Consider the following 14,491-nt stretch of genomic DNA (forward strand, 5'->3'; position numbering starts at 1 on the left):
GTTCTAATAGTTCGCTCGATCCCCCCTAGCCCCCCGCCGGAGGGGGGGACAAGAATCTTCTCAAAGTCCCCCTTATTAAGGGGGATTTAGGGGGATCTGGCCTCGGCGGTAAACGAGAGATAAAGAGGGTTTTAGACTTAAGTTGACACCAATGCCCTAAACCGTATTACTTACAAATCAGCACCGCTGATATCGCATTCCTGGTAACTGCGAAACTAATCCCAACAATTCCAACTGCAAAAGTATACTAGAAACTCTTCCCGTTTCTAATCCCGCTGCTTCCACAATTGTATCAAAAGAAATCGGCCCAGATTCGATCGCACTTAACACCTTAGCCAATTCCGGCTCCAACGGCGGCCCTTGCTTCTCAACCGTCGGATTTGGGGGAAATAGCGACAACTGCTCGGCTCTATCCAATTTTGGCATAGCTCCGAGCATTTCCAGCAACCTGTCTTCGCTTAACAGTCGATCGCTACTCGGCAGAATCGGATGAGCACCTTTACTCAGCAACTCCAAACAACCAAAAGAACGCTCATCATCCAATCTTGCCGTCAAAACATACACATCCCGGCAAAAATCATTTGCTTGATAAGCAGTAATTAAAGCCCCAGATTTATGCGGAGCTTCTATCACGATTGTAGCGCGACTTAAGCCAGCAATTATGCGATTTCGGCGCGGAAAATTAGTTCTATTCGGTTGAGTCCCCGCCGGATATTCACTAATTACCAATCCCTGCTGCAAAATGCGATCGCACAACCTCTCATTTTGTTTAGGATATACAATATCTACTCCCGTCCCCACTACTGCGAAAGTCCTTCCTCCCGCCTCCAAACAGCCTGTATGAGCCTCTGTATCAATGCCCGCAGCCAATCCCGAAACCACAGTAAAACCGCTTCTAGCCAAAGCCGTACTAATTTTGCGAGTCCACCTTCTGCCGTATTCCGAAGGGCTGCGAGTACCAACCATTGCCACTGTCGGTGTAATTCCTTGATTCTCTTTTACATCAACTAAACCGCGATAATACAACACTGGTGGCGGATTGGGAATTTCCAATAATAAGCGGGGATAATCTGGATCGGCGGGCGTCCAAAAACAGGGATTTTTTATAAGATGTTTTTCGATAAATTCTTGGGGATTGAGTTTAGTGCGTTCTTGCACAATGGTTTCAATTATCTGCTTGCCGAACCCTTCGATTCGCATTAAATCTACTGGTTTTGCCATCCAAGCTTCTGCCAAACTCTTGAAATTTTGGTGCAATCTCTGCAACAAAATCGGTCCGATACCGTTAATTTGCGACCATGCCAACCAGTAAGCGCGTTCTTCTAGCAACGAGTTACCCTCAACTTATCTGAGAATAATTTTATCATCTTGGGTGGAATGGATATAGTAGGCAAACGACACGGCCCTGTCCCGTATTCCTTGGGTAGGGAAATGGCACTGCCGTGGCCTGTATTTTCACAGATGTCCAGGTAAATAAATGGCACTGCCGTGTCCTGTATTTCCACAGATTTAAAACTGTTATATATTTTTTTTACGAACCGCTAAGGCGCTAGTAACGCGAAGAGAATTAAGAGGGAAGTTGACAATTACTGGCTAGGTTTTCCAATCAACGAAACGGGCGTAAATATAAGCAATAATTTCTCCGATCACAGTCCGAAAACCTTCGCTCGATTTCCACCATTCTTGTGGGTTGTAATCTTGCGATTCAGCAGCTATAATCCCGACTTTAATGTCAGGATTCAGGACTTCTTTGAAAACAATCCAACTTCTGCGGGCGTGAGGGCCAAAGGAATAAAGATTAATTGAGTCAACTTTTATGGCAGAAGCAGCCAGCCAATCGCGAAGTGCGATCGCCGAAGCAGCAGTGCGGTGTTTGACAACACTCGCTGCTGGTACTGCTACTACTTGGTTTGTATCAAATCCTAGCGCAATAAAAGTCGCGGCAGTTAGTTCGGCATAATTTTTATATTCAGCAAGATAGAAGCCTTTACTTAAAGGAACTCCTGTGGTAATTAATTGGCGGTATTCGCCTTTTTTGAATTCGGCGATCGCACTTTCGATCGCATAATCCGGCAACCAGCCTTCGACAACCAATATATCTGCTTTGATCGGCGCATTTACAGCCAAAAACGGATGGATATTTGTGAGAATTAAGAGCATTAAAATTATCAATCCCGTGCTTGCAATTACCCAACCTTCCCTGGTAATTACCCACATTTCTCGACGACGGATTAGACGAATTCTCATTTTAACTCGATCTAGATGTTTTCAGGTATGGAGGTAGATTCGGCGAGACTGGGGAAGAGGGAAATAGTGGGAAAGTTATAGAAATTCCCAATGCCCCATTCCCCATTCCCAATGCCCCATTCCCAAATTATTAGTGTTTCAGATACTCAAAAACGCTTTTATCCCCGATATCCTGCGGCATCGGTTGAAAAAACTTACGTACAGCAAAGATGATAAACAAACCCGCCCAAACTGCCAGCAAAAGTTGTTCATTTTCGGCTGACAAAAAGCCGAAAATATGTCCTAAAATTAAAAGAGGAACTCCGGGAGTCAGAAACTTGGTTTCGAGGCGATTAAAGCAGAATGCTTCCTTAAAATAAATGCCATTTAAAGCGGCAAAAGTAAAGCCAATTCCCCACAACGTGGCTGGATGTTCGTACACTGCTAAAGCTAGAGGTTGGCTGCTTTGTAGGGCGACAAACAATGCTGCCGCACCGCCGATCGCCCAAAACGCCTGTAGTGTTCGATGCAGCGCAATCATGTAAATGTGAATAGTTGCCAAGCTGACGCCTAAAGCTATCCAGAAACAAGCAAAAACAGGCGTTATAGCTTGGATTGCCATTGGGTTGTCGCTCTGTTGTAGCACCAGAGTAGTGCCGATCGCAAAACACAGCGCCGCCACCCCCAATCCGGCACGGTAAATCAATACTCCCGTGCGATCATTTTGAGTAATCGTAAATTCGCCGAATTGTCCTTGATAGACTGGCGATTCATCAGGTGATTTCAGTAGTTGCATAATAGCTTCCTCCTATCAGACACGAATGTACTTCTGCCAAGATATACTTTATTGATAAACCGAGCTAGCGAGACCGAGCGATGCCTAAATTTAACAAGCCTAAACTTAACCAGCCTAAAGTTAACAAGTCTAAAGTTAACAAGTCTAAAGTGGACGATCGCCCAAAGCAAAGCCAATCCCTTCCTTCACAATCCGAACTTCCTCCAGTTCAGCTTGATGAAACCATTGTAGCAGGCAGAAGACCGAAACCGGTCAACGACTTTCAGAGCCTGCTGGAGGAATTATCCGAATTGAGAGCGGGGTTCGATCCAGAAATGTTAGCGCATCTCGATAAAAATATGCCATTTAATACCAAGCAATTTGAAACTAAAATCAGTAAGATTTTGGGGTCAAAAAATATTGATTTCAACCTAAAAAATTCACTCAAATATCTAGATTACATCAAGCAAAATATTGAACTCCCCTGCCACGTTACCGGCATAGAAGAGTTTGAATGGGAAGAAGAATATACAATGGGTTCGGGCAGCAAAAAAGAATATGCACGGCTCAAAAAAACTCAACCTTCTTATACTGATAGATTCACAATTAATCAGTTGGAGGATTTGGTGCTTCAGGAAGAAGGCATATTTGTGGAAGTGCAGCGCGTCAGCGATCACCAAAAGTTTATGTTGCCTTTATCAGAGTTAGAATCAGTTGATGTAATCTCCCGCAACAATCAGTTATTAGATGATTATGCCGTGTGGTTTATCAATTATTAAGGAAGAGTGGGGGATGGGAAGATGGGAAGAGACGAAGAGGGGGAGAGGGGAAGAGTGGGAGAGTGGGCGATGGGGAGAGTGGGGGATGGGAAAAATCTTCCTTCTTCCTTCTTCCGACGGACATCGGACTGACATCCGTTACATCCGTTACATTCGTCGAGCGAATCCGTTGCCGAACTTCCTTCTTCCTTCTTCCTTCTTCCGACGGACATCGGACTGACATCCGTTACATCCGTCGAGCGAATCCGTTGCCGAACTTCCTTCTTAATTAAATGGAAGCTTGCAAGTGCGATCGGGAAACCAAAGCCAAAGCTTCAACCAAACTGCGAACAGCCGCAATCATCGCCACTTCGCTATTAAGTTGGCTGACAGCAGAACCGACACCAACACCCGCAGCACCGGCTCCAATAGCGAGGGGTGCGGTGACGCTGGAGATACCGGAAGCGCAGAGTACGGGGACGGATACAGCGCGGGAAATTTCAAAGGCTGCGGCCAATGTAGGCGCTGCTTTTTCAATTAATCCCAGGGTGCCGGCGTGAATTGGTTGAGCGCTGGTGCCACCTTCGGTTTGGATGATATTAGCCCCAGCTTTGACTAATTCAATTGCTAACTGCACTTGTTTGTCGAGTGCCAAAATGTGCGGAACTGTCACAGAAAGAGTGATGTTCGCAAATAGCGATCGAGTTTCGCGAGTCAAGTGCAAAACTTCCTCAGCTTCAAAGCGGCGGCCTACTGCGTAGAAAGCATCAAAGTTACCAATTTCAATCAAATCAGCGCCAGCTTCTACTGCAGGCACAAACTTTTCCGGTTCCACGGCAGATACACAAATTGGCAAATTTGTCAACTGTTTTGCCATCAATACCAAATCTCGATCGGCAGCAATATCGACAAAGGAAGCACCGCCGAGATCCGCTGCTTTGACGACAGCCGCAACGTTGGCGGCATCAAAATTATTTAAACCGCTGATAATTTTCAGGGCGCGACCTTGCTCAAATGCGCGCTGCAATTTAGAATTTACACTCATCGTTAGTTTTCCAACTCAAAAAATTTCTTAGACTCATTTTGACATGAATTAGAACAATTTTTGATTTTTAATTCTTAATTTTTAATTACTACGCGGCTGGCGAAATTTGTAAACATCTTTGATAACTTGTACCCAGCCGTCAGAGAGAGATTCGAGAATACGAGCTCCCTTTTCTTTCGTCGCCGCCGTCGCATCGCCCAACACACCACTTTCAGTCAACTCTCGCGTCAGCCAAGCAAAAGGTAAATTCCCTTCCATACTCAGCAAACTGTCTGTTGGTAAACCCTGCGGGTACTCGCAAACAGCCAGTTCCATTTTCACCTGTTCGGGCAAAATTGACAACATCAAACTCGTTTCTGCATCGCCCGCGTGAATTCCGAACTCCAATTCCTTCGCAGTTAATAATTCAGCAGCCACATGCGGAACGCCCCAAACAAACAGCGGAAAAACAGAAAAATTCTGATATTTATGATGAATATCCCGCGCCGCAATTTCCATTACCTGTGGCTGTCCGCCGTGACCATTCATTAACACTAATTTTCTAAATCCAGCTTGATAAATACTGTCCGCAATTTCACTGATTACTGCTAAAACAGTCTGAGCACTGAGCATAATTGTACCGGGAAAATGGCAGTGTTCGTTCGACTTGCCATAGTACAAAGGTGGCAAAGCATACGCGGGAATATTTGCCTCTAACTTTGCCAGTGCTTTGCCTGTCACCGCCGCGCTAATTGCCGCATCTACAATTAAAGGCAAATGGGGGCCGTGTTGTTCGATCGCACCTAGTGGCTGAATTATCACCGTGTTTTCCTTATCCAGCATTGACTGAATTTCTGTCCAAGTTAGATAGGGAAAAAAGCGCGATTCTGGAATAAAATTGTGCATATTGTGGCGACAATAGTAAAAGTAAGCAAGGCAATCAATTAACCTGAAAACTAAAAATAAATTCCCTAGATAGCTAGTAGATAAATGATGCTGTCTCTCCGTAGATGCTATAATTTATAGCAGATGCTTTAAGAGGGCGCTGATGTACGCTCGCCAGCTCAGACCGAAAGACATAGATACCACTAATTGATGGAAGCTTGGCCAACCCCACAAACTAATTTAACCGACATTCCGATCGCCGAGGAACTGTCGCGCCGCATTCCTCGATCGCACGATGACAAAGCAGAAAACCGAGCGCTGCAAACGCTTGCCCGACAATTGGCAACCTCACCCCACAGGCTGCTCAAAACACTGGTGGCGATCGCTAAAGATTTGTGCGACGCAGGAAGCGTCGGAGTCTGCTTACTAGAAGAAAATGCCAGTTCCGAACAAATATTTCGGTGGGAGGCATTGGCGGGCGCGTGGGAAGCAGTAGAAGATACAAAAACACCCCCCAAATTGCGTTTGCCGGGAACCCCGATCGATCATCAAACTCCTCAGCTTTACTTCGCTCCAGAACAATATTTTACCGACCTACAGCAGCTAGAATTGCCGATCGCCGAAGCATTAGTCGTGCCACTGCAAGCAGAAAATCAACCGCTGGGGGCAATATGGATTGTATCTCACGATGCCGATCGGCAATTCGATGCCGAAGACTTGCAGATCGCCATCGCCCTAGCAGACTTTGCCGTTGCCGCCGTACAAATCGATCGCGCCCATCAAACCAAAGAAGCTTTGCGAGAAAGCGAAGAACGCTGGCAATTAGCCTTGCAGGGCAACAACGACGGCATTTGGGATCACAACCTGCAAACAAATTGCCCTGTTTTGAGCGATCGCTTTTTAGAGATTTTGGAACGTGGCCCGGAAGAAGTCAAGGACTTCAGCCAATATTTGAGCTGGGTTCATCCCGATGATTTGGAGATGATGCAAAGCAATTGGCAGCAGCACTTAAATCGAGAAACATCACATTACTGCTGCGAGTACCGCATCCGTTGTGGGGACGGGCGCTACAAATGGGTTTTAGCCAGAGCGCGAGCAATTTGGGACGAATCAGGCAATCCCGTGCGCGCCGTGGGTTCCCTCACAGATATCAGCGATCGCAAACAAACTGAAATTGCCTTGAAACAAAGCGAAGAACGTTTGAGCGTCGCCATCGAAGGCTCAGGCATGGCAACCTGGGATTTTGACGTGCGAACAAATCGAGTAATTTGGTCGGCGACCCATTTCAGCATTTTGGGCTGCGAACCGGTACCGGGCGGGGAAGCAAGCGCGGCTGTGTGGCAAAAGTGCGTGCATCCAGACGACTTAAAGCAAGTCATGGAAGCAGCCAAAACAGCTCGGCAAACGCGATCGCTCTACTCCCCCGAATACCGAATCATCCGTGCCGATAACGGAGAAATCCGCTGGTTGAGCGCGTTCGGGCGCTATCTCTACGACGCGGCAGGCGAAGCAGTGCGGTTTATCGGAGTATTATTTGATGCTACTGATCGCAAAAAGGCCGAACTCGCCCTGCAACAGAGTGAGCAAACCGTGCGCCGTCAACTTGTAGAGATAGAGTCGCTCTACCAAACAACTCCCGTGGGTTTGGCCGTTTTAGACACAGATTTGCGGTTCGTGCGGCTCAACCAGCGGTTTGCCCAAATGAACGGCTTGGCCGTAGAAATGCACATCGGCCATACCCTGCGCGAAATTGTCCCCGACTGGGCAGATACAGCCGAAACTTTATTGGCCCACCTTCTAGACACCGGAGAACCGATCCGGAATTTTGAACTCACGGGTGAAACCAGGGCTCAACCCGCTGTTGTTCGCACTTGGCTCCAGAATTGGTGGCCGCTCAGAGACAGGGGCGGAGAGATTGTCGGAATTCATATCGTGGTACAGGAAATTACCGCTCGCAAAATGGCCGAACTCGCCTTGCAAGAAAGCTACAACCGTTTCCAATCAGCTACAAGGGCGATCGACGGCATGGTGTTTGAGTGGGATTTGGTAGCAAACTCAGTTTACCGTTCCGAGGGACTGTGCTCGATCGTCGGTGTCTACCCAGAGGATGCAGCGGCAACAGCAGAGTGGTGGAGAGAACGCATCCATCCTGTCGATTTGGCACGCATCCAAGCCGGGGGGCAATCAATCTTGAATATTCCGGATCGCTATGAAATCGAGTACCGAGTCCGGCACCAAGACGGGCGCTGGATCGATGTTTCGGAACGCGGCTGTTTAATCCGCAACCAGCAAGGTGAAGCAACCAAAATAGTCGGCTTCACCAGCAACATTACCCAGCGCAAACAAGCAGAAGCAGCACTGTGCGATCGTGAAACCCACCTGCAGTTGATTCTCGACAGCGCCAAAGACTACGCCATCTTCACCCTCGACATCGGCGGACAGGTTACCAGTTGGAACGCAGGGGCCCAGAGATTGCTGGGCTATTCCGAAACTGAAATCGTCGGGCAGCACGGACGCATCATCTTTACTCCAGAAGACTCAGCAGCACGAATGCCGGAAGCAGAAATGCACATCGCCCTGACTCAGGGAAAGGCAGAAAACGAGCGCTGGCACCTCCGCAAAGACGGCAGCTGCTTGTGGGGCAGCGGGCTGGTGATGCCCCTGCGCGACGCAGACGGCGAGGTGCAAGGTTTCCTGAAAATTATGCAGGACAAAACCGAGCGCCGGCAAATAGAAGAAGCACTACGGCACAGCGAAAATCTCTATCGCACCCTCGCCGATGGTGTCCCGGAATTAATGTGGATCAACACCGCCGACGGCAGGTTAGAGTTTTGCAACCAACACTGGAAAAGCTACACCGGGATGATGCCAGAATTGCCGATGCCTGCGCCGGTGCTGCAATTATTTCATCCTGATGATCTGCCAACAGTTGTCGCCACGCGCACTCCTGCGATTGAAGCAGGGGAAGCCTACGAATTCGAGTGTCGGGTACGGAGGTTTGATGGTAATTACCGCTGGCATCTAGCGCGACTTGTGCCCGTCAAAAACAGGGGGGGAAAGGTGGTGCAATGGGCTGGTATCGGCATTGATATTGACGATCGCAAACGAGCCGAAGAAAGCTTAGCAGAAAGCGATCGCCGCTTCCGCTTTCTGGCTGAGTCGCTGCCTCACCTGATTTGGAACGTAAGCTCAGCCAGGGAAATTCGCTTTACCAATAAACAAAGATGGTTGGAATATCTGGGAATGTCTTACGAGGAAGCCGCTCAAAGCAATTGGGAATCCCTAGTCCCGCCCTCGGATTTGGCAGAATCTTGGGCCCGCTGGGAAGAATGTCTAATCAGCGGAGAAGTTTATCAAATGGAGCTGCGCCTGCGGCGGGCAGTAGACCAGATGGAACGCTGGCATTTGTCCCGCGCCGTGCCAATTCGCGACGCAGCCGGCCAGATTGTCGAGTGGATCGGCACAAACACCGATATTCACGATCGCAAACAAGCCCAACTTAACGAGCAGTTTCTCTCTGAGCTCGAAGTCCGCTTGCGGCAGCGCTTCAACCCCGCAGAAATGTTGTCGGAAGCGATGAACAGTCTGGGAGAATATTTAAAGGTCGATCGCTGCATCTGGCACGAAATCGATTTAGAAGCCGATCGGGCAATTGTCCACCAAGACTGGCACCAGTCCGACCTGGCAAGCACCGTCGGCACCTATCAAATCTCAGACTTTAAGACGCCCGAACTGAAAGCTCTGTCTATGGCAGGTCAAACCCTTGTCATCTCAGATATCGCTAATTACCCCCATACAGCGCATTTATTCGATAACTACGGTGCCGTGTCGATTCGCGCTTTGGTCGATGTTCCCTGCCTTCAGGAAGGGCGCTGGGTGGCTCTTTTGCTGGTGGCATCACAGGTGGTTCGGCACTGGCGGCCCGATGAAGTTTGGCTGATGCAAGAAGTGGTGGCTCGCCTCTGGACGGTGATCCTGCACGCGCGAGCCCTGCATGAGCTGCACGAAAGCGAGGCTAGGTTCCGCGCTCTAGCTGACAACATCGCTCAGTTGGCCTGGATGACAGATGCTACTGGGGCGATTTTCTGGTACAACCAGCGCTGGTTTGACTACACCGGCACAACCCTAGAAGAAATGCGAGGCTGGGACTGGCAAAAGGTGCACCACCCGGAACACCTCGATCGCGTTGTCGAAAAATTTAGGCGCTGCATTGAAACAGGCGAACTCTGGGAAGATACTTTCCCCTTGCGCGGCAAAGACGGATCGTACCGATGGTTTCTCTCCCGCGCCGTGGCGATTCGCGACGATCGAGGCAAGGTGCTGCGCTGGTGTGGCACAAACACTGACATTACCGATCGCAAAGTTGCAGAAGCGGAACGGGAACGCCTTCTAGCACGGGAAAAGGCAGCGCGGGAAGAGGCAGAACAGGCTAACCGCGTCAAAGACGAATTTTTGGCTGTTTTGTCCCACGAATTGCGGACTCCCTTAAACCCGATTATGGGCTGGGCGAAGCTGCTGCAATCGAACGTTCTGACACCCCAAAAGCAGCGTTATGCCTTAGAGACGATCGAGCGCAACGCCAAACTGCAAACCCAGCTTATCGAAGATTTGCTCGATGTGTCGGGGATTCTGCAAGGTAAGGTTAGCTTGAATATTGCACCTGTGGATTTAGCTGGGGTAATCAGCGCCGCCATTGAAACGGTGCGTCTGGCCGCGGAAGTTAAGTCGATTCAAATCAGCACTCAATTTGCACCGAATGTCGGCTCGGTTTTGGGCGATGCGGGCAGGCTTCAGCAGGTAGTCTGGAATTTGCTCTCAAATGCCGTCAAGTTCACCCCGCCGGGAGGCAAAATCCAAGTCGTTCTCGATCAGGTGGACACCAAAGCCCAAATTACTGTAACTGATACGGGAAAAGGTATCGAACCTGATTTTCTTCCCTATGTATTCGACTACTTCCGGCAAGCTGACAGCTCGATGACGCGCAAGTTTGGCGGATTGGGTTTAGGATTGGCGATCGTCCGCCATCTCGTCGAACTCCACGGCGGCACGGTGAAATCCGACAGTGCCGGCGAAGGAAAAGGTGCAACCTTGACCGTCAGGATACCTCTGATGCCCGTGCCATCTCAGACCAGCCCTGCGGGAACTGCGTCGCGGGACCAATCCTTCAATTTGAGCGGTATCAGGGTGTTAGCGGTGGATGATGAGGCCGATGCGCTAGATTTAGTGGTTTTTCTGCTTGAGCAGTGTGGGGCAAGTGTTACAGCAGTTACTAATGCCGCCGAGGCCTTGGCGGTTTTAACCGAGTCGGTGCCGGATTTGCTGTTGAGCGATATTGGAATGCCCGACACTGACGGTTATATGTTGATGCGGCAGGTTCGGGCTCTGGCGCCTGACCAAGGGGGACTGGTTCCGGCGATCGCCCTCACGGCTTATGCTGGAGAGATTGACTATCAGCAGGCCATGGCTGCGGGGTTCTGGCGCCACATTGCTAAGCCTTTAGACCCCGACAAGTTGGTGCAGGCGATTTGGGAGGTACTCGATCGATCGGGCAAAAACCTTATTTAAAGTGTTTTTGTGTCGGAAAAGTCTTTATTTAACGACCCGCGAAAACGCAAAGAACGCGTTCGGCGAAGCCGTTCCCGTTCCCCGCAGGGGTTCCCGAAAGGTAGGGTAGGAGGAAGGGAAGAAGAAAGGAAAAAGTTAATAATTTTAAGTCCGGTTATATCTGAGATATTGCACCATTCTCAATAATGATTTTATTGACTGGCTAGGAGCAACGGCCCACAAGAAAATTCACTCTTTGTGGAAGCGGGCGGAAAGCCTGTTCAGGAAAATGGTGCAATAGGTCAGATGTAACCAATTTAATCGTCGTTCCATCGCGCATCATCTCAAACAAAAAAACCTCACAGATGGAGGTTTTTTGATGATTATTGGTGCCGTTCGGACAGGCTAAAACATCCTGTCCCTTCATGATGCCCACAGCCCTAAGACTGAATTCTTAGCGGTAGTCACTTCGCACGGCGGGCTCGCGATCACTCGTTGTAGTGGTATAGCGGACATTTTCTTCGCGTTTGCGGGGAATCAAACCCAACAAACCTGACAAGCCTAGCAATCCCAACCATCCCCAATCAAAATCGCGATCGGTCTCAGCATTGTAGACATCGGAGCGAGGAGTTGTGGTGGTTGTAGTGGTGTTAGTACCGGAAGTAGTACCGCCCGTTGTATCTGTCTGAGCTGAAGCAGGGAGATGAGCTGGTGCTAGGGCTAAACCAGCAGCTATAATACCTGCACCGATTGCTTTGGATAAATCAGAACGTTTCATAATTCAAATGCTCTCTGTTGGCTAAAATCTTTAACTATCAAAAATATATCAATGGGCTTTTAAAGTTAAATCCATCTCTAGCAGTAAAGATGGTTATGTTCCACCTATAACTACAGATTGATATCCAATTTTTAGCAGGCACACAAAATGAAATATTGCTCGCGGAGGCACTCCGGTACTAGAAATAGGGGGTCTGGCACCTCACTCGGTTATGACGGACTCCGGCAGTCCCGACAATAGACAAGGTGTTGTTTACAAAAAAAGGTAAACTCAGATATTGCACAGACAACTGTTGGAAGTCGATCGACGGAGATCAAAACTTTTGGGTATAGAGTTACGCAGCTACGTATTTCTAGACAACTTGCAGCCACAGCACGCAGCATACATCGGCACAGTCGCCGCCGGATTCTTGCCGCTGCCAGGGGATGCGTCGCTGTGGATAGAAATCTCGCCCGGTATCGAAATTAACCGAATTACCGATGTCGCCCTCAAATCTGCCTCCGTGCGCCCAGGAGTGCAGATAGTCGAACGCTTGTACGGCCTTCTGGAAGTACACTCGAGTCAGCAGGGGGAAACGCGGGCCGCAGGTAAAGCAATTCTAGAATTCATCGGAGTCCGCAGAGAAGAATGTATCAAACCGCGAGTGATTTCCAGTCAAATTATTCGCAATATTGATGCCCACCAAACACAATTAATCAACCGCACCCGGCGCGGACAGTTGCTGCTGGCGGGACAAACGCTTTACGTCTTGGAAGTAGAACCGGCGGCCTATGCAGCGCTGGCGGCTAATGAAGCAGAAAAAGGCGCATCTATTAACATCTTAGAGGTTCAGGCTGTAGGTAGTTTCGGACGGCTTTACCTCGGCGGCGCAGAACGAGATATTATAGCAGGTTCCCAGGCAGCAATTGCGGCGGTGGAAAGCGTGACGGGTCGAGAAAATCCAGCAATTTTTGGTCGCAAGGAATAGCCGTTAAAGGAGATGCAATTATGGCTAATACACAGCATTTAGCGCTGTTAAAAAAAGGTGCAGTCACTTGGATTAAATGGAGAAGTCTCAACCCAAATATAGAACCGGATATCAGCGAAGCTAACCTCGCGGAAGCAAATCTCAGAGGTGCACATCTTTGGCGATCGAACCTTTTTAAAACAGATTTGTTTAAGGCTAAATTAATTGCGGCAAACCTGGCAGAATCTAATTTTAGTTTAGCAAATCTTGCGGGAGCGCAACTGCTGGAATCTAATTTAATTAAAGCTAATTTAACGGGAACAAACCTGCAAGCGGCTGACATCAGGGGAGCTGATTTGAGCGGTGCTAATTTAATTGGGGCTGACCTCACCGCTGCTAATCTCCAACAAACCGATTTCGGTGATGCGAATTTAATCGGTGCGGTGATGTCTGGAGTTAATGCGATCGGCGCGAACCTCAACTGTGCTAATCTCAGTCAAGCTAATCTCACTCAAGCCGAATTGATTGAAGCACATTGCTATGCAGCTAATTTCTCTAAAGCTAACCTCGGAGAAGCTCACTTCACTGGAGCATATCTTTTCCGGGCAAATCTCTGTTTTGCACAGTTGAGCGGGGCAGATTTCCGGTGGACAAACCTTGGCAAAGCTGATTTGAGAGGGGCTAATTTGACCGGGGCAAATCTCAGGGGAGCGAACTTGGCGGGAGCTAATTTGGGTGAAGCTATTTTGAAAGGAACAATCATGCCTGATGGCAGCATTGTTTGATAAATATTGGATAATATTTAGTCCTGTGAAATAACGGCGATAGTTAAAAAAAGCCAGTTGCGGGTTTACCGAAAGGATTGCTAAAACATGAGCTTTTGGGGCGGGTTGAAGCTTTCTCTCGAATACAACAAAGCCGAGATTTAGTAAACCAGCCTCGGCTAAAAACTCGCAACTGTCGATCGATTAATTTTGGCCAGGGGGCGATATTTGATAAAGTCCTCTAACGGGCCCTTGATCACTCGGTGCATTTTGCTGCTGCGTTGGAAGTGTAAACTGATCTTGGAGTCCGGCGGGAGTGGGGAAACAGCCGCTTGGTTGAGGTCCTAGCTGGCAAGCTGCAGGCAGTGCCATGATTGAGGCATCGAAGGGATTGACGGCATCTGGCACGCGCAGAATCGGGTCGCTGGAAACTTGCCGCTGCATTACTCGTCGATAGAAGCCGTTGACGCGACTAGCATCCCGCTCGATTTCTTTTTCGGGAAAGGCAACGACGCCGCTGGGGGAACCGATGCCTAAATAGTCGCCCAAGTAACCTTGCAAGCTGACGTTGTGGTAAAAGTCTCCTGAAGCTTCAAAGAATTGTCGGTTGAAGTCGTCGGCAATCGGGTGAAATCGCTCTGTTTGTGCTTGAGCTGGTTTGACTGATGCCAGTGCGACAGAGGCGACAGCGAGAATCAACGCGCCGCTCAGGCTTTTTAACTTTTGACTCATATATTTCAGCCTCCTTAATTAATTCCGATTCCACTATAAACTGATTATCGGCGGATTAT

At 48.8% G+C, this 14,491-nt stretch carries 12 protein-coding genes; 4 read left to right on the top strand and 8 right to left on the bottom strand.

Going from position 1 to position 14,491, the window contains the following annotated elements:
• Positions 1–177 precede the first annotated feature (177 nt).
• The 3 genes from dprA to QUA10_RS19900 form a co-directional block, all read right to left on the bottom strand.
• The gene (dprA, locus tag QUA10_RS19890) at positions 178–1,329 is read right to left on the bottom strand and encodes a DNA-processing protein DprA (RefSeq protein WP_333084297.1); all 1,152 of its coding nucleotides are present in this window, start codon (positions 1,327–1,329) and stop codon (positions 178–180) included.
• 264 nt (positions 1,330–1,593) lie between these two features.
• On the bottom strand, positions 1,594–2,247 hold the full coding sequence (locus QUA10_RS19895) for a YdcF family protein (protein ID WP_333084296.1): 654 nt from the start codon (positions 2,245–2,247) through the stop codon (positions 1,594–1,596).
• 130 nt (positions 2,248–2,377) lie between these two features.
• Positions 2,378–3,022 (bottom strand): DUF2301 domain-containing membrane protein, encoded by a 645-nt coding sequence (locus tag QUA10_RS19900; RefSeq protein WP_333084295.1) that lies wholly within the window; start codon positions 3,020–3,022, stop codon positions 2,378–2,380.
• Between the two features lie 80 nt (positions 3,023–3,102).
• Between QUA10_RS19900 and QUA10_RS19905 the strand changes: the two genes are divergently transcribed.
• Positions 3,103–3,780 (top strand): calcium-binding protein, encoded by a 678-nt coding sequence (locus QUA10_RS19905; RefSeq protein ID WP_333084294.1) that lies wholly within the window; start codon positions 3,103–3,105, stop codon positions 3,778–3,780.
• Here the strand turns inward: QUA10_RS19905 and QUA10_RS19910 are convergent.
• From QUA10_RS19910 to QUA10_RS19920, 3 genes are all read right to left on the bottom strand, one after another.
• The gene (locus QUA10_RS19910; protein ID WP_333084293.1) at positions 3,770–4,003 is read right to left on the bottom strand and encodes a hypothetical protein; all 234 of its coding nucleotides are present in this window, start codon (positions 4,001–4,003) and stop codon (positions 3,770–3,772) included. The genes QUA10_RS19905 and QUA10_RS19910 overlap by 11 nt on opposite strands.
• A 45-nt stretch (positions 4,004–4,048) precedes the next feature.
• Positions 4,049–4,804 (bottom strand): DUF561 domain-containing protein, encoded by a 756-nt coding sequence (locus QUA10_RS19915; protein WP_333084292.1) that lies wholly within the window; start codon positions 4,802–4,804, stop codon positions 4,049–4,051.
• Between the two features lie 81 nt (positions 4,805–4,885).
• On the bottom strand, positions 4,886–5,689 hold the full coding sequence (locus QUA10_RS19920) for a creatininase family protein (protein ID WP_333084291.1): 804 nt from the start codon (positions 5,687–5,689) through the stop codon (positions 4,886–4,888).
• Positions 5,690–5,878: 189 nt separating this feature from the next.
• Here QUA10_RS19920 and QUA10_RS19925 point away from each other — a divergent pair, with 189 nt between their 5' ends.
• Entirely contained in the window at positions 5,879–11,233 is a 5,355-nt protein-coding gene (locus tag QUA10_RS19925) for a PAS domain S-box protein (RefSeq protein WP_333084289.1), read from the top strand.
• A 433-nt stretch (positions 11,234–11,666) separates the two neighbouring features.
• Here the strand turns inward: QUA10_RS19925 and QUA10_RS19930 are convergent, their stop codons facing one another.
• Positions 11,667–11,990 carry a WGxxGxxG family protein gene (locus tag QUA10_RS19930; protein WP_333084287.1) on the bottom strand — a complete coding sequence of 108 codons (324 nt, stop codon included), beginning with the start codon at positions 11,988–11,990 and terminating at the stop codon, positions 11,667–11,669.
• A 322-nt stretch (positions 11,991–12,312) separates the two neighbouring features.
• On the opposite strand from QUA10_RS19930, the gene QUA10_RS19935 reads away from it, so the two are divergent.
• Together QUA10_RS19935 and QUA10_RS19940 are read left to right on the top strand one after the other, a co-directional pair.
• A complete protein-coding gene (locus QUA10_RS19935; protein ID WP_333084286.1) occupies positions 12,313–12,957 on the top strand; it encodes a hypothetical protein in 645 nt (214 codons plus the stop codon).
• 20 nt (positions 12,958–12,977) lie between these two features.
• Entirely contained in the window at positions 12,978–13,721 is a 744-nt protein-coding gene (locus QUA10_RS19940) for a pentapeptide repeat-containing protein (protein ID WP_333084285.1), read from the top strand.
• A 183-nt stretch (positions 13,722–13,904) separates the two neighbouring features.
• Here the strand turns inward: QUA10_RS19940 and QUA10_RS19945 are convergent, their stop codons facing one another.
• Positions 13,905–14,432 carry a hypothetical protein gene (locus tag QUA10_RS19945; RefSeq protein ID WP_333084284.1) on the bottom strand — a complete coding sequence of 176 codons (528 nt, stop codon included), beginning with the start codon at positions 14,430–14,432 and terminating at the stop codon, positions 13,905–13,907.
• Between the last annotated feature and the right edge of the window lie 59 nt (positions 14,433–14,491).

The organism is Microcoleus sp. Pol8_D6 (assembly GCF_036700965.1).
Classification (GTDB): domain Bacteria; phylum Cyanobacteriota; class Cyanobacteriia; order Cyanobacteriales; family Microcoleaceae; genus Microcoleus.